The organism is Streptomyces rubellus (assembly GCF_036323805.1).
Lineage (GTDB): Bacteria > Actinomycetota > Actinomycetes > Streptomycetales > Streptomycetaceae > Streptomyces.
Genome location: NZ_JAZDCX010000055.1, coordinates 1 through 3379 on the forward strand (window position 1 = coordinate 1; position 3379 = coordinate 3379).

Genomic DNA, 3379 nt, shown 5'->3' on the forward strand with positions numbered 1-3379 from the left:
ACCAGAGGTACTGGCCGCTGCCCGCGTCTGGCACCGGCGGGGCCGGCGGGCAGGGCGCCGATGACGCCTTCTGGGCCGCGGTGCGCGGTGGCGACGCGGACGCCGTGGCCGGACTGCTCGGTGTGGACCCCGGCGAGGACCGGGAGCGGCTCGACGACACGCTGTCGAAGCTCATGGGTTGGCACGACCTCTACTCCTCTCAAGGCCTGCGGTACCGGGAGGAGTGGCAGCCCGTCTCCGTTCCTGTGGACCCGGTTCTTGTGGGCAGCTGGCTGGTGCTGGCACACCTCGAACACGAGGAGACCGCCGCCGACTGTGCCGAGGCGATCCGCCGCAGCGGCGGAACCCCGCTCATCCAGTTGATTGACCAAGCTGACGCGGCGGCCGAACTCCGGCAACTGGTGGAGCGTTTCTCCTCCGACCGCCCCTGGGCGGGGGTGCTGTCACTGCTCGGCCTGGCCGAGGACACCGCCGTAGCCACCGGACTCGCCCTCGTCCAGACGCTGGCCGACACTGACACGCGCCTGTGGTGCGCCACCCGTGGTGCCGTGGCGCTACCGGGCGAGGAGCCCCCTGCGGCGGGCGGCCACGCCCTGTGGGCGCTGGGTCGGGTGGCCGCGCTGGAACATCCCTCGCTGTGGGGAGGGTTGATCGACCTGCCCATGACCGGGGTCAGCGATGCCTCACTGGTCGCGGTCCTCTCCGGGGTCGCCGCCGAGGACCAGGTCGCCCTCCGGGACGTACCGCTCGCACGACGGCTGGTCACCGCGCCTCCGGTCACCACCACGCCCTGGTGCCCCCAGGGCACGTTGCTGATCACCGGCGGAACGGGTGCGCTCGGCTCCCGCGTCGCCCGGTGGGCGGCCCTCGGCGGTGTCACGCGACTGGTGCTGGCCGGCCGGCGCGGTGCCGCCGCACCGGGCGCCGGCGAACTGGTCACGGAGCTGACGGAGCTGGGGGCGGAGATCGCGGTGGTCTCCTGCGACTTCGCCGACCGGGACGCCGTCGCCGCGTTGCTGGCCGAGTACACGCCGAACGCCGTGGTGCACGCCGCGGGCGTCGGGGGCTTGGGAAGGCTGTCCGAACTCACCGAGGAGGACCTGGCGGCGGCTCAGGCGGGAAAGGCAGCCGGCGCCGAGAACCTGGACGAACTCTGCGGCGACCTTGATGCCTTCGTGCTGTTCGGGTCGGTCGCCGCTGTCTGGGGCGGCGCCGGACAGGCCGCCTACGCCGCCGCCAACGCCAGGCTGGAGACCCTGGCCCTGCGGCGGGCGGCCCGTGGGGCGCCCGCGACCTGCGTCGCCTTCGGCGCCTGGGGCGGAGAGGGCATGGCCGAGGGTGCGGACACCGAACTCGCCCGTCGGGGAGTCCTGATGATGGATCCGGACCTGGCGCTCGCCGCCATGGCCGACGCGGTCGCGGATACGGCCCCCACGGTCACTGTGGCCGACGTCGACTGGCCGGTGTTCGCGCAGACGTTCACCTCCTCCCGGCCCAGTTCCCTGCTGGCCCAGCTGGAGGGCGGCGCAGCCTCCAACGGGGCGGAGGCGGCCGGAGCACCCGGCGACCTGCGCGCCGACCTTCTCGCCCTGCCCTGGTACGAGAGGTCCGACACGGTCCTGGAACTGGTGCGGACGCAGACCGCTCTGGTGCTCGGGCACGTGCACGGCGGTGACATCAAACCCGACCGCGCTTTCCGGGACCTCGGCTTCGACTCGCTCACCGCCGTGGAGATGCGCAACCGGCTCACCGCGGTCAGCGGCCTGTCGCTGACCGCCACGGTGGTCTTCGACTACCCGACGCCCGCCGAACTCGCCGAGCACCTTCTCGAGGAGTTGGGCATCGCCCCGGACGTCGACGAGGGCGAGGCCGACGAGGAGCAGCGCGTTCGCGCCGCCCTGGCCGCCGTGCCGACGGCCCGGCTCCGGGAGGCCGGACTGCTCGAACCCCTGCTGAGACTGGCGGGGGAGAAGACCGACGACGTGGAAGCGCCGACCGCGCACGCGGTGGACGAACTGGACGGCGAGGCACTGCTGAAGCTCGTCGAAGCCAATGACGGGGAGCACTGACCATGGCGGCGTCCGCCGACGAACGTTACGTCGAAGCCCTGCGCACCCTGATCAAGGAGAACGAACGGCTCAAAACCCGCAACCAGGAGCTGGTCGTCGCCGGGCACGAGCCGATCGCCATCGTCGGGATGGCCTGCCGGCTGCCAGGGGGGATCGACTCGCCCGAGTCGCTCTGGGACCTGGTGTCCGCCGGAGGCGACGGCATCAGCGAGTTCCCCGCCGACCGTGGCTGGGATCTCGGCTCTCTGTACGACCCGCACTCCCGGGGTGAGGGCACCTCGTACTCCCGACAGGGCGGCTTCGTCCACGACGCGGGACGCTTCGACGCGGACTTCTTCAGCATCTCGCCCCGCGAGGCCGCCGCGATGGACCCGCAGCAGCGCCTGCTCCTGGAGGCCTCCTGGGAGGCGTTCGAGCGAGCCGGGATCGACCCGAAGGGAGTCAAGGGCAGTCCGGTCGGCGTGTACGTCGGAGCCGGGACCTCCGGCTACGGCATCGGCGTTCCCGTCGCCGAGGAGGCGGCGGGCTACGCGCTGACCGGTACCGCGACCAGCGTGCTCTGCGGCCGGGTGGCGTACAGCTTCGGCTTCGAGGGGCCGGCGGTCACCGTGGACACGGCGTGCTCGTCGTCCCTGGTGGCGCTGCACCTGGCCGTACGCGCGCTGCAGGCCGGCGAGTGCTCGATGGCGCTGGCGGGCGGGGTCACCGTCATGGCCACCCCGGCCGCCTTCGTCGAATTCAGCAGGCAGCGCGGCCTGGCACGTGACGGCCGCTGCAAGGCGTTCGCCGCCGCCGCCGACGGCACCGGCTGGAGCGAGGGCGTCGGTGTGCTCCTGGTGGAGCGGCTGTCGGACGCGCGGCGCAACGGGCACCGGGTGCTGGCGGTGGTGCGCGGCAGCGCGGTCAACTCCGACGGCGCCTCCAACGGCCTCACCGCCCCCAACGGACCCGCCCAGCGACGCGTCATCCTGGACGCGCTGGCCGCTGCCCGGCTCTCTGCCGCTGAGGTGGACGCCGTGGAAGGCCACGGCACCGGTACGACCCTGGGTGATCCGATCGAGGCGCAGGCGTTGCTGGCCACCTACGGTCAGGAGCGTGCGGAACCCCTGTATCTGGGCTCGCTGAAGTCCAACATCGGGCACACACAAGCCGCTTCCGGCGTGGCCGGAGTGATCAAGATGGTCCAGGCCATGCGGCACGGCGTGCTCCCCAGGACCCTCCACGTCGACGAGCCCACCCCGCACGTCGACTGGTCCTCGGGCAGGGTCGAACTGCTCACCGAGAACCGATCGTGGCCCGACTCCGGAGAG

2 protein-coding genes are annotated in these 3379 nt (G+C 72.5%); both read left to right on the forward strand.

Annotated features, from left to right (window positions below; translation table 11 throughout):
• Positions 1-2069 (forward strand): KR domain-containing protein (locus V1L54_RS29175; RefSeq protein WP_330121171.1); only part of this gene is annotated, 2069 nt, incomplete at its 5' end.
• Positions 2070-2071: 2 nt separating this feature from the next.
• Positions 2072-3379: beta-ketoacyl synthase N-terminal-like domain-containing protein (locus tag V1L54_RS29180; protein ID WP_330121172.1), on the forward strand; the 1308-nt coding region annotated here is incomplete at its 3' end.